The organism is Aeromicrobium sp. (assembly GCF_050700635.1).
Classification (GTDB): domain Bacteria; phylum Actinomycetota; class Actinomycetes; order Propionibacteriales; family Nocardioidaceae; genus Aeromicrobium.
In genome coordinates, this window is sequence record NZ_JBOHDT010000173.1 from 1 (window position 1) to 4,344 (window position 4,344).

At 69.5% G+C, this 4,344-nt stretch carries 4 protein-coding genes and 1 pseudogene; 2 read left to right on the forward strand and 3 right to left on the reverse strand.

All coding sequences use genetic code 11. The features are described from left to right. Positions 1–240 precede the first annotated feature (240 nt). A complete protein-coding gene (locus tag ACRDPN_RS13565; RefSeq protein ID WP_431448960.1) occupies positions 241–660 on the forward strand; it encodes a hypothetical protein in 420 nt (139 codons plus the stop codon). 230 nt (positions 661–890) lie between these two features. Here ACRDPN_RS13565 and ACRDPN_RS13570 read toward each other — a convergent pair whose 3' ends face one another. From ACRDPN_RS13570 to ACRDPN_RS13580, 3 genes are read right to left on the reverse strand one after another with little or no spacing between them, the layout of a single operon-like run. Continuing rightward, positions 891–1,592, reverse strand: a complete 702-nt coding sequence (locus ACRDPN_RS13570) for an anti-sigma factor family protein (RefSeq protein ID WP_431448962.1) — start codon at positions 1,590–1,592, stop codon at positions 891–893. Beyond that, positions 1,589–2,101 (reverse strand): sigma-70 family RNA polymerase sigma factor, encoded by a 513-nt coding sequence (locus tag ACRDPN_RS13575; protein WP_431448964.1) that lies wholly within the window; start codon positions 2,099–2,101, stop codon positions 1,589–1,591. The genes ACRDPN_RS13570 and ACRDPN_RS13575 overlap by 4 nt, the downstream gene beginning before the upstream one ends. Before the next feature lie 43 nt (positions 2,102–2,144). Next, positions 2,145–3,764 carry a sulfatase-like hydrolase/transferase gene (locus tag ACRDPN_RS13580; protein ID WP_431448966.1) on the reverse strand — a complete coding sequence of 540 codons (1,620 nt, stop codon included), beginning with the start codon at positions 3,762–3,764 and terminating at the stop codon, positions 2,145–2,147. Positions 3,765–3,935: 171 nt separating this feature from the next. On the opposite strand from ACRDPN_RS13580, the pseudogene ACRDPN_RS13585 reads away from it, so the two are divergent. Continuing rightward, a pseudogene (locus tag ACRDPN_RS13585) lies at positions 3,936–4,344 on the forward strand (dehydrogenase); the annotation flags it as partial.

Consider the following 4,344-nt stretch of genomic DNA (forward strand, 5'->3'; position numbering starts at 1 on the left):
CGACGACGCCACCGGCCGCGGCTGGCAACGCGAGATCGAGCGACACCAAGCAACCAAACGACGCCTGGAACAGCTCCTCCAGGACCTGGCCTGACGCCTACCGCCTGTGTCGGTATGCCCGCGAATGCCGGAGCCAATCCGTGCATGGACATGCTTGATGAGCGGGCGTGGTGCCATGCTGTGTCGATGGATGGACAGCCAGGTGAAGACAGACGTCGAGCCTTCCATCGGTTTCAGGACATGCCGTCGGTGGCCTCTGGGCGAGCTCTCGTCCTCTCCGCGCTGCTGTTGGTCGTCGCCGACGTGATCGGCGGCCTCCTCGCCGTGGCCTCGGGGGTCGACTCGTGGAGCGAGGCGTGGGGCTTCGAAACCGAATCCACTGTGCCCCTGCCGATCGGGGTAGCGCAGCTTGCCCTGGCCTGGTTGGCCGCTCGCAACGTTCGGCCTCCCGTCGGCCTGATCGCCGCAGCCCTCCTCAGTGCCTTCTGCCTTATGAGCGTGATCTTCGGGTTGTTCGACGGTGACCTCATCAACAAGATTGCTTCAGACGGATTGATCTCCGTCGGGGTCGTCTGGGTTTTCGTCGTCCTCTTGCCGGTCACTGCCGCTGTCGGGCTGCTCGCCGCATTGCGCACGAGGCAGCTGCGCCGGTCCCGATGATGGCCCAGTGTGTCTTGGCTGAGAGATGGGGGCGTTCCGGCCAACAACGGCGTCCTATGCCGCATTCCGCGCGCAAACCCCGGTCCAGTGCACTCTGACCGCGACCGGCCACACCTCCACCGTCGGAAATGGCTCCGTCCGTCCTGTCATGCGGCTTGACAGACCAGAACTGTCCACATAATCGTGGCGGTGGTGACCGGTGGCTCCTGCTCGATGACAACCCGCTGCGTTCACGCGGCCAGCTCCAGCACCACAAGACCGTCGGGCGTCCGCACCTCGACTGACGCGATGTCCTCGCGGCTCGCAGCGGTTGCAGCGGAGAGCCGCATCGTCCTGCCGCCGACCGACCGCCAGCTGCCGACCTGCTCGGTTCGTCCGTCGCGGGTCCGCACGAACAGCGTGTAATCCACTGCGGGCGGCAGCTGGTAGTCCACCGTGTCCGGGTCGTAGGTGCAGATGAGCCCGAGCCGGGTGCCCCACGTGACCTGCTCGAAGGTGAGGCTTGCCCGCACGGGGACGTCCCCGACCGGGTCCATCGTTTCCGCCACAGCCCCGGACGGGCTGGAGCTCGCAACGGGAACGTCCCGTGTCGACGCGGGACCGTCTCCGACCTGCGACACGACCACCGACACAATCACTGCGGCCACGGCGGCGGCCAACCCTGCGGCGGCGAGGGTACGCCGACGCCGGACGCTACGTACCTCACGGGACAGGGTGGGAAGGAGCGTGTCCGGCACCGGCTCGTCCACGGGCGGGTGCTCCAAGATGCTCGCCTCGACCCGACCGAGCAGACCGGGGAGGCCCGCGAGCTCGCGAACCGCGCGAGTGCAGTCCTCACATCCGGTCAGGTGCCTCTCGAAGTCGAGCCTCTCCGCAGGGGACAGGGCACCGAGGACGTAGGCCGCGTCGTCGTGGGCGAACGGGCAGCTCACGCGCTCACCCCCATCTCCTCGAGCGCCAGCTTCAGAGCCCGCAACGCGTAGTGGGTGCGCGACTTGACCGTGCCCTCCGGCACCCCGAGGCATCTCGCCGCCTCGGCCACCGGCCGGCCCCGGTAGTAGCACTCGAGGAGCACGGCTCGATGGTCCGGCGAGAGTCGGGTGACCGCCTCGGCCACGACCCAGGACAGCAGCAGCTGGTCGCTCGCGTCGTCGAGGCCGCCGAGCTCCGGGACGTCGGCGACGGGTGTCTCGGGGTGGGAGCGGCGGCTGCGCCACTCGTCGATCACGATGTTGCGGGCGACGGTGAACAACCAGGCGCGCAGCGACGCCGGCGAGCTCTCGAGGACGGCGCGGTGCCGCCAGGCGCGGAGCATCGTCTCCTGGACGACGTCCTCGGCCCGTCCTCGGTCGGTGCCAACCAGACGAAGGCAGAAGCGCCAGAGCGCAGCGGCGTGCTCATCGTGCAGCTGCTGCATGAGCGCGACCTCGTCGTCAGGCATGTCCACCCTCCTCCCCGGGATACGCGCTGGGGGCAGAGCGGGTTCAACGTGCGTCCGCCGGCCCAGGTCCAGTCTCGCCGCTCGAGCCGAACGCCGCGAGGAACCGATCCCGGAACACGTCCATTCGCCAGACCGGTGCCTCGGGCTCCGGGCGAAGCCCGTCGTCCCACCCCCAGTCCGATACCGCGTCGAGGACGGCGGGGTCGCGCGAGACGATCGCGATCGGCACGTCGCGACCCGCGTCCTCGCCCGACACGATGGTTGCGGGCTGGTGGTCGCCGAGCATGACCACGACCAGGTCGTCGTCGCCGTACGTGGTCACGAAGGAGACGAGCGCGTTGAGGGAGTACTCGATGGACTCCCCGTACGCTGCCTTGACCCGCCGGGGGGAGGGCCAGATGTCCTTCTCCGAAGCAAGCTGCTCGGGCATGCCCTCGTAGACCGAGCCGTCGCCGACAGCTGACGGTTTGATCATCCGCGGGGTCCGTGACCACGGAGCGTGACTGGTGATCAGGTCGATCTCGGCCATCACGGGTCGACGCTGCTCCTTCGCGAGCTCGAGGCGGTAGAACGCGTCGAGGGTGTACTGGTCGGGCATCCTCGGGTAGCCGAACCGCGGGCCCTCGTAGCCGAGGTTCCGCGAGTCGTAGATGTGGTCGTAGTGGTAGAACGCTCCCTGCGGCCAGTCCCTCGTGTTGGCCGGTACGGCAGCCACCGAGCGCCACCCCGCTCGCCCGAAGAGCTGGCTCAGCGTCAGCCGGGAGCTCGTCACCAGCTTGTCGTACCGCTGCTGGCTGTCGACCCACACGCCGGACTGGAGCGTCGCGTGCGCCAGCCAGCTGAGCGCACCGAACGTGGGGGAGGTCAGGAACGCGCTTCGGCTGGAGAAGCCCGCCTCGTTCAGCTGCTCCGTCCCCGAAGAGAGAACCGCGTTGACTCCCGGCGAGAAGGAGGATCCCTCGACCGCAACCCGCCCGAAGCTCTCGACGAACACGAACAGGACGTCCTTGCCGCGGAGCCCGGTCAGCAGGTCCTCGGCGGGCACCCGTTGGAGCGGGTCCTCCTTCGCATCCTCCGCGAACTGCCCTTGGTCGCGAAGCTCGGACGGGATCCGGCTGACCTGGCCGTACACGTAGCCGCCCGCGTCCCGCGATGCGAGCGTCCCGGCGTTGCTGCGCACGTCCAGCACGGCCAGGACCAGCCAGAGCGCCGCGAGCGCGGCCACCGCCTGAGACGCCGGTCGTCGGTGCCGCGCAGCGACGCGGGTGACCCGCAGCACCGAGAGCGGCAGCAGCACCAGCAGCGCGACGGCGGACAGCGCGGCCACGACGAGCAGCGCCGTGCCGATCCCGTTGCCGAACGAGTCCCGGACGGTCTCGACGAGCGAGCCCGCGTAGCGCCAGTCGATCAATGTGTCGAACGGTCGGTTCAGCACCTCCAGGAAGCCCACGTCGAGAAGCTTGAGGACGGCGGTCAGGCCGAGCACGACCCCGGCGGCGAGAGCCAGGGGTGTCCGGACCCGACCGAGGCTCGGCGGCAGCGCCAGGACGACGGCGAGGTACACCAGCGCTTCGAGAGGCAGTCGCGCGAACGCCGCCGGCTCGAGCTCCTGGAGCCGGTTGGGGGTGATGAGCGCGAGGACGACCAGCAGCGCCGCCAGCACGGTGAGAACCCGCGCGCCGACGCTCCGCCATTTCGGTCTGGGCCATCCCGGTCCCGGATGACGTTGAACCGCGGGCACACCTACTCCGTTCATCAGACCAGCAGGGAGCTACACGTCTGGGAACGAAGAAGTCGCTGCTCCGGTTCACCCGGAGCCGGGTGAGGTGGTCCGATGCAGAGGGAGGCCCGGGCGTTCTGGTTGCGCGAGCCGGGCGCCGGCGAGATCCGGTCGGTGGCGCTCGCCGCGCCGGGCCCCGACGAGGTGGTGGTCCGGACCCTGCGGTCGGCGGTCAGCAGGGGCACCGAGGCCCTGGTCTTCGACGGACGCGTCCCGGCCAGCCAGTACGACGCGATGCGAGCGCCCTTCCAGGACGGCGCCTTCCCGGGGCCGGTGAAGTACGGCTACCTCAACGTGGGCGTCGTCGAGGAAGGCCCGCCCGGGTTGCTCGGACGGACCGTGTTCTGCCTGCATCCCCACCAGACGGCATACGTCGTGCCCGCCTCCGCCGTGACCGTCGTACCCGCGGAAGTGCCGGCGACGCGGGCCGTGCTCACCGGCGTCGTCGAGACGGCTGTGAACG

Excerpts from the sequence above, each read along its gene's own strand:
- ACRDPN_RS13565 (WP_431448960.1), top strand. The coding sequence starts at position 241 with ATGCCGTCGGTGGCCTCTGGGCGAGCTCTCGTCCTCTCCGCGCTGCTG.
- ACRDPN_RS13575 (WP_431448964.1), bottom strand. The coding sequence starts at position 2,101 with ATGCCTGACGACGAGGTCGCGCTCATGCAGCAGCTGCACGATGAGCAC.